We start from the raw sequence: 13,654 nt of genomic DNA, 5'->3' as shown, positions 1-13,654 counted from the left end.
GCCGAGCGAGGGTGCGCCGCTCGAATTGTTGCAGACGTCAGCGAGACGTCATTTTGCCAGCTAGAAGACGCGGATCCAATCGACCAGCATCTCCGCAGGGTACGTGCCTCCGGCGGGCTCGCGACCGCCGGAGCCGCCGACGGCGATGTTGAACACCGGAGCCATCGTGTATCCCGGGTCGTTGAAGGGCCAGTCCGGCAGGGAGTTGGACGCCACGGTGAAGAACGGCTCCATGCCCGGCTGGTAGTCCTTCCAGAAGTACATGCCGGTCGGCAGCCACGTCATACGCCAGGTGTGCCATGCCGAGTCGATCGGGTGTTTGTGGGTCTGGAACATGGTGCCGTCCAGCTTCGCGTGCACCGTGGTGCCCGAGGGCCAGTCCCGGTTGCCGTACCACTCGACGAGGTCGACCTCGCCGCCGCGCACGGGGTTGTCGTTGATCAACCAGAAAGCGGGCCAGGCGCCGTCGGTCAGGCAGTTGAGCTTGATGCGCGCCTCCCACGTGGTGCCGACGCCGCCGCGCCAGTTCCCGATGATCTTCGCGCTGGCGTACTTCTCCTGGATGTTCGCGCCCTCACCGCGCGTCGCCCGGATGACCAGGTTGCCGTTCCCGTCCTGGAAGACATGCTCCTGGTCGGTGACGTACCGGCCCATGTTGAACGGCTTGTCCCATTCGTGCGGGTTCCGGATGGTCTCCCGAGCCGGGACGATGAACCACGCCGCGGGGTTCGGCGGCGAGCCGGCCGGTCCGTTGAACTCGTCGGCGAACAGCAGCCCGGGTACGGCGGCCTCCGGAAGCCCTGGTCCGGACGGTCCCGGGGGCGGCGCGTCGCCGATCACCGGCTGGGCCCCGGCCTTCGGAAATGGCAGGGCGGCAGCGGCCATCCCGAACCCCAGCGTCAACATTGCGCGGCGACGATCCATGCTTGGCACCCTCAAACGGTAAACGGAATGGGCAGGGTTCTGGCTGCAAAACCCACCGATGTCGCGGGAATCGATCTGCCGTCAGGGCCTGAACAGCTGTCCAGCGTCGGACGCGGCCTTCATCAGCCCTTGAATCGACAGGGCGCCCCAGCCGGTGTGGACGGGTCCGCTCGGCCGCCCCATCCAGGGCACCATGCCGGGATCGGGGACGACGTCGAGGTGGTGGGCCTGCACGCCGGGCAGGTGGTACTGGAAGAAGTTGCCGAGGAAGTCCACCAGGAAGATCACGCTGCCGATCAGGCTCTTGCCCCACAGCGCGGAGGCGTTGCGCAGCGGCGTGATGGCAGCCGGGTCCCCGATCATCACGATCGGCCCGTAGTGCGGCTTGCTGCCGCCGCCGGGGACGTAGGGCGGCATGAAGGGCTGCAGGCCCGGTAGATCGGTGGACATGTACGGAGCGGCGCTGCCGTAGGTGCCGACATTGACGAACATCGCGTCCGCGCCGTTGCCCGGGACGCGGGTGTTGATGCCGGGCGCCTCGAAGCCGATGCCTGCGAGACCGATCTGCTGCGCGACGTACTGGGCTTCCCAGCCGCCGAGCGAGTGGCCCGTGACGAAGATGTTCTCGGAGCTGTACCCCTGCTCGGCTGCCCTGATCTGCACCCGCTTCGCGAAGTAGAGCGCATCGTGGAAGGCCCACGGCGTGGTCCGGGTGAAGATGACCTGCAGGTCGGCCAGCACCTGGCTGACCGTGATGAGCGGGTTGAACAGCAGGTTCGATCCGCCGGTGGTGCCCTGGTAGGCGATGATGATCTGCCCTTGCGGCGTCACCCACGTCTTGGCCACCATGCCCGAGAAGATGTTGGTCGACGACATCTGGAATCCGTTGACGGTGAACGGCACCAGATCGGCGGGGGCACCTCCCAGCACGTAGCCGGCCGCGGACGCGTTGAGGAACTGGGCCACCGTCGGCGTCGTCGCCGTCGTGGGCCCGTCGTACGTCAGGGCCGGAACCGCCGGCTGCACCGCCGGCGGCTGATCCAGGCCGAGGAGCCGCTCGAACTCGCGGAACGCCGCGAACAACAGGTCGTTGATCGGCCCGAGGCTGAGCGGGCTGCGGGGGGTGCTCGCCGAGGACGTGAGGTCGAACACCTGCAGGAAGGCGTTGATGAGCCGGCCGGGCAGCTGCAGCAGTTTGGCCAACGGCGACAACGGTTTCGGCGCGCTCGGCGGCGCCTCGATGGTGGTCGTGGTGGTGATCACCGGGGCCGGGACAAGCGCCGGCGCCTCGGTGTCGGGGACCTCGATCGTCAGCAGCTGCGCCGCGGGGGTCACCGTCGCGACCGCCGCACCGGTCCGCTCGGCGGGCCCGGTGGTGACGACGTCGCGGGAGAATTCCGCGTCCGGTTCGGCGTCGCTGTCGTCCGAAAGTGACTCTACTGCAACAGCTTCGGTCTCGTCGGGCTGGACGGGCCGGGGATCTCCGCCGCCCTCCGCCTCGCCCGGTACGGCCCCAGGCTCCTCGACGTCCTCGGTGTCCTCGGGTTCAGGGGCCGCCGGCTCCTCGGGATCGCCAGGATCTGCGGGCCCCTCGGTGTCGACCTCGGACTCGGCCGGCTCCTCAGCGCCGACGTCGGGCTGGGCCTGCTCCCCGGTGTCGGCGTCTGTGGCGGTGTCGGGCGCGGCCGGAGCGGCGTCGACGGTCGTGCTGGAGGTCGACTCGACGGTGGGGGAGTCGGCCCATGCCGTGCCCTGTACGGGAACGGCCGCCACGACTGCGGCGATCGTCGCCGCCGCGACGCCGTACGTGAGGGACCGGATTCGTCGGCGGCTTTCCCTGAGGTCGACCTCTTCCATCGCGGACGACTCCCTTCTGGCGACGGCATCCGAGACCTTGACAACCTATGTTGTCGTTAGCGGGACGTCTCGAAAATGAGTCAGAAAGTTAATCGCGATTCGCGCCCGCGCAGGGCTGTGCCGCGCAGGGTGGCAGCCCGATTGCCGGACGTGGACGGTGCGCGGCGGGTTAACTGGTCCGATGCCGAAGAATCTCGCCAGGGCACTGGGCGCCGCAGCGCTGACAGGATGCGGGGTGCTGGCAGCGCCGCCCGTGGTCGCGGATGCGGATCGCCCTACGCCTCCGCTGCTGTACGGGTTCTACGACGTGTCCGTCGACTTCTCGAAGCAGACGTTCAACGGTGCGCCGACGCCGATGCCCGCCAAGACCTTTCAGGTCGAATACACCGCCCGCTGCGACGTGGCTGGCTGCGCGGTGAGCATGGACAACTCAGACGACCTTTCTCGAAACCCCGGTGCGCCGACGGTGTTCGAGTACAGATGGAACAACGACCGCTGGGAGACCAGCGGTGACTATCCCTACCTCTGCGATCGCATGAATCCCGCCAGCGCTGTGCAGTCGGTGCGCTCGGACTATCTGATCCCGAACCCCGACGGCAGCTTTTCCGGTGAACGGACCATCACCGTCGGGGGTGCGGGTTGCCCCGGCGAGGGACCGGGCACCCACTGGTTGCCGATCACCGTGACTCCGATCAGCCCACCGACCGGCCATCCGACCGGCCCACCGACCGGCCCACCGACCGGCCCGCCGACCGGCCCACCGACCGGCCCGCCGTCCGGCCCGCGCTAACTTCGTCGGCCCCGAGTCGGCCGTCGCAACAAAGCACCTCCCCGCGTCCGCCGAGACTGAACTTCCTGCTCATTCACACGGTGATTGTGAGCAACAACTGCAGATTCGCCGGCCGTCGGGGATCGCTCCGGACCCGACGTACCCTGGCCTGATGGCTGATTCCGTTCCCGCTCTGCACCCCGATGTGGCCGCGCTGGCACCGCTGCTGGGCACCTGGGTCGGTGAGGGCTCGGGTGAATACCCGACGATCGAGCCGTTCGGCTATACGGAAGAGATCACGTTCGGTCATGTCGGCAAGCCGTTCCTGACCTACGCCCAGCGCACACGGGCTGCAGACGACGGCCGGCCGCTGCACGCCGAGACCGGCTATCTGCGCGCGTCTGCGCCGGACCGCATCGAATGGATCCTCGCGCACCCGACCGGCATCACCGAGATCCAGGAGGGGCAGCTCACCGCGGACGGCGACGGGCTGCGGATGGAACTGGTCTCGAGCTCCATCGGTCGCAGTGGGTCGGCGAAAGAGGTGACGGCCGTCGGCAGGTCCATCGAGCTCCGCGGCGACACACTGACCTACACGCTGCGGATGGCCGCGGTGGGACAGCCGCTGCAGCATCACCTGTCGGCCGTGCTGCGGCGGGTCCGCTAGCCGCGGCGCCTGGGCGCGCCCGGCCGCGGCGCGTTGCCGGCCACCACGACCACCTCGGCGGCGTCCTCTCCGATCTGGCGCAACTTGTGTGGCGCGGAGGCATCGAAGTACGCGCAATCGCCGGCCTCCAGCGCGATGATCCGGCCGTCGTGACTGAGCTCCACCCTGCCGGAGTGGACGAAGATGAACTCCTGTCCGAGGTGGGTGGGGTGGGGGTGGGTGGTGAAGGTGCGGCCCGGGCGCACCACGAACGGCGACATCTCCTTGCCCAGCATGCGCGCGGCGACCGCGTGGTGGCGATCGGCGCCCCGCTCGGCGGCCCGGTCGACGCTGATCGTCGCGACTTCGGGATCGTCTGAGAACAGCTGCGCCACATCCACTTCAAGGGCACGAGAGATCTTCAGTGCGGCTGCGATCGACGGGACGCTCTGCCCCCGCTCCACTTTGGACAGGTAGCTCTTGGTCAGGCCGGTGTCGGCCGCCAGGTCATCCAGCGTCATACCCCGCTCTTGGCGGACGGCACGCAACAAACCACTCACGCCAGCAGAATACCCGATTGACGATAGGACACTGTGTGTCCTATCGTCTCCAACGTGTCATTCACGGGAACTCGGAAGGAGAGATTCAGATGACCAGCACCATGCACGATTCGAAGAGCGATCTGATGCGGCGTGCCCTCGACGGATTGAGCCGCAACGTCACCGAATCCAGCTTGACGCTGAGGGAGAAGCTGGCGGTGACCTGTCGCGCGCTGTTCGACGCCGGACATGACTCCGGCCTCGCCGGCCAGATCACCGCCCGCGCGGAGGCCCCCGGTACGTACTACACGCAGCGGCTCGGCCTCGGCTTCGACGAGATCACCGCCGGCAATCTGCTGCTCGTCGACGAAGACCTCAAAGTCCTCGACGGTGAAGGAATGGCCAACCCCGCCAACCGTTTCCACTCGTGGATCTACCGGGCCCGCCCCGACGTCAACTGCATCGTTCACACGCACCCCTTCCATGTGGCGGCCCTGTCCATGCTCGAAGTTCCGCTCGTCGTCTCCCAGATGGACATCGCGCCGCTGTACGGCGACTGCGCGTTCCTTCCCGACTGGCCGGGTGTGCCGGTGGGCAACGAAGAGGGCGAGATCATCTCCGCGGCCCTCGGCGACAAGAAGGCGATCCTGTTGGCCCACCACGGACACGTCGTCGCCGGTGCCAGCGTCGAGGAGGCCTGCTCGCTGGCGATGCTCGTCGAGCGCGCCGCCAAGCTGCAACTGGCCGCCATGGCCGCGGGCACCATCGCGCCGCTGCCCGACCGACTGGCCCGCGAGGCCCACGACTGGACGCTGACGCCCAAGCGCAGCCAGGCGAACTTCGCCTACTACGCCCGGCGCGCCCTCGCCAACCATCCCGACGCCCTCGACCGCTGACCCGACCACACGTAAGGGAACCCTCTGATGACCACCGCCACCACCGAGATCCACGGCATCATCGCCTACCCCGTCACTCCCTTCACCAGTAACGGCGAGGACATCGACACCGGCAAGCTCGCCGCACTCGTCGAACAGCTGGTCGCCACCGGCGCCCACGCCATCGCCCCGCTGGGCAGCACCGGAGAATCCGCCTACCTGACCGAGGCTGAGTTCGACACCGTCGTCGACACCACCGTCGGGGTGGTGAACGGCCGCGTGCCGGTGATCGTCGGGGCGTCGGATCTGACCACTGCCAACACGATTCGGCGCGGCAAGTACGCGCAGCGGGCCGGAGCCGACGCACTGATGATCCTGCCGGTGTCCTACTGGAAGCTCACCGACCGTGAGATCGCCCGGCATTACGCCAGCGTCGCCGCGGCCACCGACCTGCCGATCATGGCCTACAACAACCCCGCCACCAGCGGCATCGACATGAGCCCCGAGCTGTTGGTGCGGATGTTCACCGACATCGACAACGTCGCGATGGTCAAGGAATCCACCGGCGACCTGAGCCGTATGCAGCGCATCAAGGAGCTCACCGGGGGAGCGCTACCGTTCTACAACGGCAGCAACCCGCTGGTGCTCGACGCCCTGACCGAGGGGGCGGCCGGCTGGTGCACGGCGGCGCCGAATCTGCGGCCGCAGCCGTGCCTGGATCTGTACACGGCGGTCCGCGACGGGGAGCTCAGCCGGGCCCAGGAGATCTACGACGACCTGGCACCGTTGCTGCGCTTCATCGTCGCCGGTGGGCTGCCGACCACCGTCAAAGCCGGACTGGAGCTGCTCGGCGTCTCCGTCGGCGACCCGCGGGCACCGCTGCTGGCGCTGGACGAAGCCGGCAGGACCGAACTGAAAACCCTTCTGGCGGTTGCGTAGTGGTTTTGCCTGAACAGCAAGGATCCTTGCGCATGGTTCAGTCCAGATGAACTCTCGATACGGACAGGTTCTCGAACCGAAGTTCCGCCCGCGCTAGACATTTCAGGAGTTGAATCATGACTGAAGATGACCCATCCACGGCCGCCGCGGGTGGACCCAAGGAGCCGTTGGTCGATACTGAAGCGCTGAGTGTGGTTGCGCGGGTTGCCGGCCGATTCGTTCAGGCGTACACGTTGGTAGAGGAAGATCCCGATTTCGAGGAGTTGTTCGCCGAGAATGTCGAGGTCTGGCATAGCTTCGACCACGAGACGATGGTGCTGCCGGGTCGGGAGTTCGCGGCCGCGATGCTACGGATGCTCGGCGCGACCGCCGAGATCGTGCGGGGCCACTCCGACCACGTCTGGTCGCTCAAGGTCGACACCGACGGTTTCGCTATGGCGGCAACCGCATCGGGTGAGCTGGAGTCCGGCGTCACGGTGCGTATCTCTCGTTGCCTACTGATCACTGTTCACGACGGCCGCATCACCCGCATCTGTGAGTTCGGTGACCGACAGCAACGCGCGCCGCTGGATGATGCCCTGCGCGCTGCGGGACGATTCCGCAGCTGAAACACCCGTCGTTCCATCGTTTCTGACACCAGGAGTTCCAATCGACGTCTTTCTCACCGGCGCGCGGCTATATCGGTGTAGCTGTTGCCAAGCGCTTGATCCGTGACGGACACACCGTGCGCGGTCTGACCCGCACCCCCGAGGGTGGTCGATGCGCTCGCAGCGATTGGCATCGTCCCGATCATCGGGGAACTGGATGACTCTGCTCTTCCCGCGCGTGAGGCCTCTGCAATCACCCCTGTTCGCCATGTGCCTGTCGTGCAGCCAGAGGCTTTGCCGAACCTGTCCGATCGGGCACCGCACGGACAAGTGCTACGGGCCTAGCGGATCGACGGCGGCGACGCCGTTTGTCGATACGTGCTGGGACCAACGGGCGCCGTCCCAGTACCGCAGCTGATAGCGCCGGTAAGGATCGGGGTGCCAGCCGGAGGGCGGTCGGCCGTGGGTGGCGACCGCTGCTCGGGGCGATTGCTCCGGCTGCAGCCAAGCTGCTGGTACGCGACGACCCGACTGCAACTGGGTCAGCCACTCGGCGGTCGCGCCGCCGCAGGTGATGGTCGTGCCCTCCAGCTTCGGCGCCGTCAGTGAAATGCGCTTCTTCGTCACGGTAAGTGACCGGTAGTCGACGGGCTGCAGCTGCTGTATTGCGCCGTCGTCGTGACGGCAATACCAAAGTCTGTGGTTGGTCGCGACGAGTAGCAGCACCTTCGCCTTGAAGCCGCGAAACCCCGCGGTGGAGTACCCACTTGAGTGCTTCGCGTCGATCAGCACCTCGTCGAGCGCGGCATTTCCCGCGACGGCCGCCATCAGATCACGGGACGCGTTGTAGACCACTGGTGCGGCAGCCTCGCGTGTCATCCGATCGTCGACGTCGCGGTCCCGCTTATTAAGCGGTGTCAGAAGGTCGTCAGCCACGCGGCGGGCCACCAGCTCGACCTGATCAGGCGTGATGGCCATGACAAGTTCCTTCCCCCCGGAGCTACCTGCGATGGTGAGGGATCGATCGCCCCGCGTTCTCAGTTTGGGAATCTTTGGCCATGCGGCCTAGCCGGCCGGCGCGCGGTCGAGGGTCATGCGGCAGTTGTAGACGTCGCCGCTGGGTGCTGTGTAGGTGTATGCCGTTGACGCGAAATCCCCCTCCACTGGGACTGTGACCTCAGAGAGGAAGCACGTGGTCGCGAGACCGAGTTCGCCCTGAGCGGTCAGCCGGAACGCGTCGCCGGTGAACATCCCCTTCAGTGGAGCGCTGTGGGTCTCGGTGATCGTCGGCGCCCCGGCGCAGCTGTACGAGCCGTCTGCGCTGACGAAACCGTTTGCTGCGCCCCCGGGTTCTACCTCAACCCGGGCGTCTCCGTCGTATGACGACGTGCAGTCGTGCCCGGTCGACTCCAGGTGGAACGAGCCGGTCCAGGTGCTGCGCTGTTCTTGCGCGGCGGTAGCGGGACCGGATGTCTCGCGTTCGGTTGCGCGCTCGACACACCGCGGATCGGTGGTCGGGGTCGTTCCAGGGGGGAGGGAAGTAACCGAAGGGCAGTCCGGCTCGTCGGCGGCCTCGTCGTTGCCGCCTCCGCACCCTGCTGCGACGAGCAGCGCGACCAGGACGATCCCGCGGCCGACGGCGCTGCGCTGGTTGCCGCCCATGGCCGCGAATCTACGGTGCTGGCGGGATGGGTAGAGGGCGTTTGGGAAGCGCCGCCTCTTCAACGTGGAGCCGATGACGGGAATCGAACCCGCGTATTCAGCTCGGGAAGTCGATCCGGGCATCCACAGGTGTCTCCGAAGGTCTGTGGATGCGCACTGACCTGCGGCTCGGCGTCCGGGTGTGTCGGTGGTTGTTCGCACAGATCGGCGTGACTTTGTGATATCGCCGTGACAACAAGAACTGCGACGCGCGTCGTAGTACAGCGCGAATTACGTGCTGGGCGTTTGCGGGCCTTTGCCGCGCTGGCGGTGTTGGGAAGCCGCAGTTCAGCGCGTTGGCTTCGTTGGCCGTGCCGTGCGGCCGCCGAGATTGCTGCGGACTGGCGGCAGACCGGAGAGCGGGGAAGGACGAACCGTACGCTCTCGATCCAGACGTACCCGTGGGATGACGATCACGCCCGAGAGACGACTGCGCTGGGAGCGATGAGCCGACAAAGTGACGCGCCGATATGGTTTCGATCCGTCGATCCCTGAAACGAACTCCGCGAACGCGGGTCCAGGTTCGGTCAGGTTGAAGATCGGTGGCTGCGTGGTCACGTCAGTTGGTCTGCTTACTTACCTGGCAGCGCGGAAGGCCGTGTCGCGAGAGCGAATTGCTTCTTGAGCATCGTGTATCCCCATCCGAGTACGAACCACGGCGCGATCAACCAGGGACCGTTGAGCAGGATGAACTTCACGCCGAGGTCCATGATGCTGTCGGTGTTGACCGAGGGGAACCCGGCCATGATCTCGGTGCCGTAGTAGTACCAGGTCAGCACGGTGTGTGTCACGGCGGTCGTCATGACGAGCAGGGTTCCCCGGTAGTCGGTGAACTTGGACCGGAACAACAGGATGAGTCCGGTGATGCCCACGCAGGCGTTCATCACCGAGAGCACCTCGACCATCATGAAGTTGGGTTCGGCATGCAGGTAGCGCAGATCGCCGCCGTCGATGTAGTTCCACCAGGGATACGCCCAGGCCGCATTGCGCGCTCCTGCGATGGCCTTGTGCATGATCAGCCAGCCAAGCTCCCAGGTCAGATGTGTTGTGTAGGAGGCGATCACGAAGGGCAGCACGACCCCTTGGACGCGCTGGAATCGGGTCCAGTTGCGGAGCGATGGGATGGGAAGCAGCGCCGCGAAGATGCCGATGAAGTAGGCGAGGGTGACTTGCACGGCCATTGCGTTGGCGATGACGACGCGGTCCACGCTGCTGTGAAATGCCAGGTGGCTGTAGATCGGGAACGACAGGACCAGCGAGCCGAACGCCACGATCCACGCAATGCGCAGTCCACGCGACCGTGGCAGTTTCGCAGTGATCGGCTGCGCGTCTTCCTGTGCTGCCTCTACGGTCGCCATCGGCACGTTCCCTCATCTTCGTGGTCAGGTGAGTAATCATTGTTCTTTCATGCAGAACGGCAATTACTGTGGCACCGTAGCACCCACTTGGCGGGTGGCAAGGGTCGATTCAAGACGGGTAGGTGATGATGGCGACGCCCCGATCCTCATCGCCGGTCGCCGACATCGCCGATGCGCGCCGCACGATGTATCGGCAACAGATCGTGGCTGCGGCAGAGTACGAGTTCAGTCAGACCGGCTTCACCGATGCGCGGATGAGCGAGATCGCCAAGACCGCCGGGGTGTCGCTGGCGACGGTCTACAAGCACTTCGCCGGTAAGGACGACATCTGGGACGCCCTCAACGCCGAGCGCATGCAGGAGTTCGTGAGCGCCGTGCACGCTCGCACGGAGACGGTCGAGTCGCCGTTGGAGGCCATCCTGGTCGGTGTCCGCGCCGAGGTCGAGTTCTTCGCCGCGCATCCTCACTTCCTGCAACTCCACATCAACGAGGGCTTGAGTTGGGCATCACCGTCAGGCGACGCTGGGAGGGGTGGTCAGCGCGCCGCCTGGCGGACCGGCATGGAGATGATCACCCGAGCCGCCGAGGCCGCCGTCAAGGCCGGGGAAATCACCGGCTTGCGTCCGGAAATTGCTGGCGCTCTGGTTATCTCGGCTTTGCAGGTGTGGCTCACCGACTGGGTGACCAGGGGCAAGGTGACTCCGATTGAGGCCGTTGCCGACGCGGTGGTGCGACACTTGCACATCAGCCTCGGCGCGACGCCGACCTAATGGGAGCGGATCGGTTTCGGCGGACAGTGCCCGGTCAACGGGACTCCGCCACAAGGCGGCGGCGACCCACGTTCACGAACTTCAAGCGGCCGCTTGGAACTCCTCATAGTGTTTCCGCGGCTCAACGTGGAGCCGATGACGGGAATCGAACCCGCGTATTCAGCTTGGGAAGCTGATGTTCTGCCATTGAACTACATCGGCCTGCTTGATCAGGAAGGCTAACATCCGGCGGTCCGTCCGCGGGAGGTGGCCGCCGGCCGGCCACACACACTCCGAGGGAAGCCCATGAAGCACGTCGTCACCTTCGCCGCAGCCGTCATCGCCGCCACCATCGCCCCGGCCACGGCCGGGGCCACCCCGCCCGAGGGCGACGTCGAGCGCACCGAACTCGGCCAGGGCACCACCAACGCGCCCGTCGTCATCGTGTCGGTGGGTCAACCGACCACCCTGTACGTCCAGGAGCTGGAGCTCAACGGCCCGGCCGGCAGCGGTTGGCACACCCACCCGGGACCCGAGCACACGGTCATCACCGAGGGCACGGTCCACGTCCAGTCCGCACCCGACTGCGTGCCCGTCGCCTACCCGGCCGGTCAGTCCGTCTTCATCCCGGCCGGTGTGCCGCACACCGTGCGCAACGAAGGTCCGGGCGACGCGCACGCGGTGGTCACCTACACGCTGCCCGCCGACCGCGCGGTCCGCGACGACGCACCCGCCGCCTGCCCCTGACCGGGCGGCGTGCGGATACGCTCGTGCGGTGCTGCTCTCCGACCGCGATATCCGCGCCGAGATCACGGCGGGCAGGCTGGGCGTCGACCCGTTCGACGACAGCCTGGTCCAGCCCTCCAGCGTCGACGTCCGCCTCGACAACCTGTTCCGGGTCTTCAACAACACCCGGTACACCCACATCGATCCCGCCCAGCGGCAGGACGACCTGACCAGCCTGGTCGAGCCCAAGGAGGGCGAGCCGTTCGTGCTGCACCCCGGCGAGTTCGTGCTGGGCGCCACGCTGGAACGTTGCACCCTGCCCGACGACCTCGCCGGCAGGCTGGAGGGCAAGTCCTCCCTCGGCCGGCTCGGCCTGCTTACCCACTCCACGGCCGGGTTCATCGACCCCGGCTTCTCCGGCCACATCACCCTCGAGCTGTCGAACGTCGCGAACCTGCCGATCACGCTGTGGCCCGGCATGAAGATCGGCCAGCTCTGCCTGCTGCGCCTGACCAGCCCCGCCGAGCACCCATACGGCAGCAGCTCGGTCGGCTCCAAATACCAGGGTCAGCGCGGCCCGACTCCGTCGCGGTCTTACCAGAACTTCGTCAAGAACGACTGAGCAGAAACGTCACAGTCGCATCTCATCCATCGGGGGTAGTGTCGGGAGCACCGGCGCCACCGGTCATTCGTGCCGTCGCGTTCCGGCCAGGTCTTCAACCGCTGTCAGCTAACAGTGTGGGATGTAACGCAGCAGCTGAAAGCGCCGATGAAGTATCTAGTTGTCGGCTCGCCGTGCCCGATTGAGCGGTGCCGACCGCAAAGCTGCAGCAAACGTTTCGGGAGGGGTCAGTGGACATCGTATTAGGTGTGTCGATGACACCTACGACGGTGCGCATGGTGCTGGTCGAGGGGGAAAAGGCAGACGGCGTCACGGTTGACCACGACGTTTTCCACGTCGACTCTGCCGACGGGTCAGCAAATGTCGCCGAGCATGTGGTGTCGGCGATCCAGGGCACCAAGGAGAGCGCCGAGACCGGGGGGCATCACCTCAGAACCATCGGTGTCACCTGGAGCGATCACACCGAGGCCACCGCGCTGCGTGACGCGCTGGCCACGCACGGCATCGACGACGTCATGCTGGTTTCGGAAGGTCACGCCGCGGCCTCGCTGGCCCAGGCGGTGGGCCGGGCCGTCGGCTACGACACCACCGCACTGCTGTTCGTCGACCGCGACACCGCCACGCTGTCGGTCGTGCAGACCGACGACGGGTCGGTGGTCAAAGTGCTCAGCCGCAGTCTGCACAGTGCGGACGCGATGGCCGTGCTCACCGAGATGGCCGAGGCGGTCGCGGCCCAGGAGGCGCCACCTCAGGGCATGTTCGTCGTCGGTTCCGGGGTGGACATCAGCTCGGTGAAGGCTCACCTGGAGCACCTCGTGTCGCTTCCGGTCAGCGCGCCCGACGACGCGGAACTCGCGCTCGCCCGCGGCGCCGCGCTGGCGTCGGCGGCCGCACCAGCCTTCGAGGCCACCACCGTCGGACTGGCCTACTCCCAGGATCCCGACGGCACCACGGCCGGCTCGGTGTACGCCGGGCTGGCCGGCGCGGACACCCAGCTCGCGCCCGTCGGCGCCGAGGACGTGGTCGACGAGTTCGCCCCCACCGAGATGCGTCCCGTCGACGAAGGCCGTAAACCGTTCCTGCTGGTGGGCAGCGCACTGACCTCGCTGTTCGTGATCGGCGTTGCCGCGCTTGTGGTTTCGCTGGCCATCAGCATCCGGCCCACCGCCGACCAGCGTCCCAGCCCGGCCCAGAGCGCGATCGTGCCCAGCCAGGTCCCCGCGCCCGCCCCGGCCCCGGCGCGCCAGGAGGCCGCCGACGTGCCCGCGAACCCGCCGTCGGCCGAGACGATCAAGCCGCCGATCCCGGTGGTGCAGGAGGCCCCGCAGCAGGCGCCGCGGACGGTCTACGTCGAGCAGGCCC

The 13,654-nt window shown here is 66.9% G+C and carries 15 protein-coding genes and 1 tRNA gene; 9 read left to right on the top strand and 7 right to left on the bottom strand.

Annotated elements, in window-relative coordinates; all coding sequences use genetic code 11:
• Positions 1–60: 60 nt before the first annotated feature.
• Both BN976_RS03675 and BN976_RS03670 read right to left on the bottom strand, forming a co-directional pair.
• Positions 61–924 (bottom strand): glycoside hydrolase family 16 protein, encoded by an 864-nt coding sequence (locus tag BN976_RS03675; protein ID WP_011777766.1) that lies wholly within the window; start codon positions 922–924, stop codon positions 61–63.
• An 81-nt stretch (positions 925–1,005) separates the two neighbouring features.
• Positions 1,006–2,781, bottom strand: coding sequence for a hypothetical protein (locus BN976_RS03670; protein ID WP_036368011.1), 1,776 nt, complete (start codon positions 2,779–2,781; stop codon positions 1,006–1,008).
• A 181-nt stretch (positions 2,782–2,962) separates the two neighbouring features.
• Here BN976_RS03670 and BN976_RS03665 point away from each other — a divergent pair, with 181 nt between their 5' ends.
• Complete coding sequence (locus tag BN976_RS03665; protein ID WP_051558269.1) at positions 2,963–3,571, top strand: MBOE_33420 family protein; 609 nt, start codon at positions 2,963–2,965, stop codon at positions 3,569–3,571.
• A gap of 151 nt (positions 3,572–3,722) precedes the next feature.
• The gene (locus BN976_RS03660) at positions 3,723–4,217 is read left to right on the top strand and encodes a peroxynitrite isomerase (RefSeq protein WP_036368009.1); all 495 of its coding nucleotides are present in this window, start codon (positions 3,723–3,725) and stop codon (positions 4,215–4,217) included.
• Here BN976_RS03660 and BN976_RS03655 read toward each other — a convergent pair.
• Positions 4,214–4,756 carry a helix-turn-helix domain-containing protein gene (locus BN976_RS03655; protein WP_036368006.1) on the bottom strand — a complete coding sequence of 181 codons (543 nt, stop codon included), beginning with the start codon at positions 4,754–4,756 and terminating at the stop codon, positions 4,214–4,216. The two genes, BN976_RS03660 and BN976_RS03655, sit on opposite strands and share 4 nt — an antisense overlap.
• Before the next feature lie 89 nt (positions 4,757–4,845).
• Here BN976_RS03655 and BN976_RS03650 point away from each other — a divergent pair, with 89 nt between their 5' ends.
• From BN976_RS03650 to BN976_RS03640, 3 genes are all read left to right on the top strand, one after another.
• Positions 4,846–5,631, top strand: coding sequence for an aldolase (locus BN976_RS03650; RefSeq protein WP_036369108.1), 786 nt, complete (start codon positions 4,846–4,848; stop codon positions 5,629–5,631).
• A gap of 27 nt (positions 5,632–5,658) precedes the next feature.
• Positions 5,659–6,549 carry a dihydrodipicolinate synthase family protein gene (locus tag BN976_RS03645; RefSeq protein WP_036368003.1) on the top strand — a complete coding sequence of 297 codons (891 nt, stop codon included), beginning with the start codon at positions 5,659–5,661 and terminating at the stop codon, positions 6,547–6,549.
• A gap of 116 nt (positions 6,550–6,665) precedes the next feature.
• Positions 6,666–7,157, top strand: coding sequence for a nuclear transport factor 2 family protein (locus BN976_RS03640; RefSeq protein ID WP_036367999.1), 492 nt, complete (start codon positions 6,666–6,668; stop codon positions 7,155–7,157).
• Between the two features lie 312 nt (positions 7,158–7,469).
• Here BN976_RS03640 and BN976_RS03635 read toward each other — a convergent pair whose 3' ends face one another.
• The 3 genes from BN976_RS03635 to BN976_RS03625 all read right to left on the bottom strand — a co-directional run bounded on the left by BN976_RS03635 (position 7,470) and on the right by BN976_RS03625 (position 10,195).
• Entirely contained in the window at positions 7,470–8,114 is a 645-nt protein-coding gene (locus BN976_RS03635) for a DUF2510 domain-containing protein (RefSeq protein WP_036367998.1), read from the bottom strand.
• Positions 8,115–8,201: 87 nt separating this feature from the next.
• A complete protein-coding gene (locus tag BN976_RS31930) occupies positions 8,202–8,798 on the bottom strand; it encodes a hypothetical protein (RefSeq protein ID WP_051558268.1) in 597 nt (198 codons plus the stop codon).
• A gap of 611 nt (positions 8,799–9,409) precedes the next feature.
• Complete coding sequence (locus BN976_RS03625; protein WP_036367995.1) at positions 9,410–10,195, bottom strand: hypothetical protein; 786 nt, start codon at positions 10,193–10,195, stop codon at positions 9,410–9,412.
• A gap of 128 nt (positions 10,196–10,323) precedes the next feature.
• Here BN976_RS03625 and BN976_RS03620 point away from each other — a divergent pair, with 128 nt between their 5' ends.
• Positions 10,324–10,965, top strand: a complete 642-nt coding sequence (locus BN976_RS03620; RefSeq protein WP_235621958.1) for a TetR/AcrR family transcriptional regulator — start codon at positions 10,324–10,326, stop codon at positions 10,963–10,965.
• Positions 10,966–11,092: 127 nt separating this feature from the next.
• Here BN976_RS03620 and BN976_RS03615 read toward each other — a convergent pair.
• Positions 11,093–11,166: transfer RNA gene (locus BN976_RS03615), tRNA-Gly, on the bottom strand.
• An 84-nt stretch (positions 11,167–11,250) separates the two neighbouring features.
• On the opposite strand from BN976_RS03615, the gene BN976_RS03610 reads away from it, so the two are divergent.
• The 3 genes from BN976_RS03610 to BN976_RS03600 all read left to right on the top strand — a co-directional run.
• Positions 11,251–11,691 carry a cupin domain-containing protein gene (locus tag BN976_RS03610; protein WP_036367992.1) on the top strand — a complete coding sequence of 147 codons (441 nt, stop codon included), beginning with the start codon at positions 11,251–11,253 and terminating at the stop codon, positions 11,689–11,691.
• A 28-nt stretch (positions 11,692–11,719) separates the two neighbouring features.
• Positions 11,720–12,292, top strand: a complete 573-nt coding sequence (gene dcd, locus BN976_RS03605) for a dCTP deaminase (protein WP_011777865.1) — start codon at positions 11,720–11,722, stop codon at positions 12,290–12,292.
• Between the two features lie 230 nt (positions 12,293–12,522).
• Positions 12,523–13,654 (top strand): DUF7159 family protein (locus tag BN976_RS03600; protein ID WP_036367988.1); only part of this gene is annotated, 1,132 nt, incomplete at its 3' end.

This window comes from Mycolicibacterium austroafricanum (assembly GCF_000612725.1).
GTDB classification, from domain to species: domain Bacteria; phylum Actinomycetota; class Actinomycetes; order Mycobacteriales; family Mycobacteriaceae; genus Mycobacterium; species Mycobacterium austroafricanum.
This window is presented reverse-complemented; position numbering and strand designations above follow the sequence as displayed.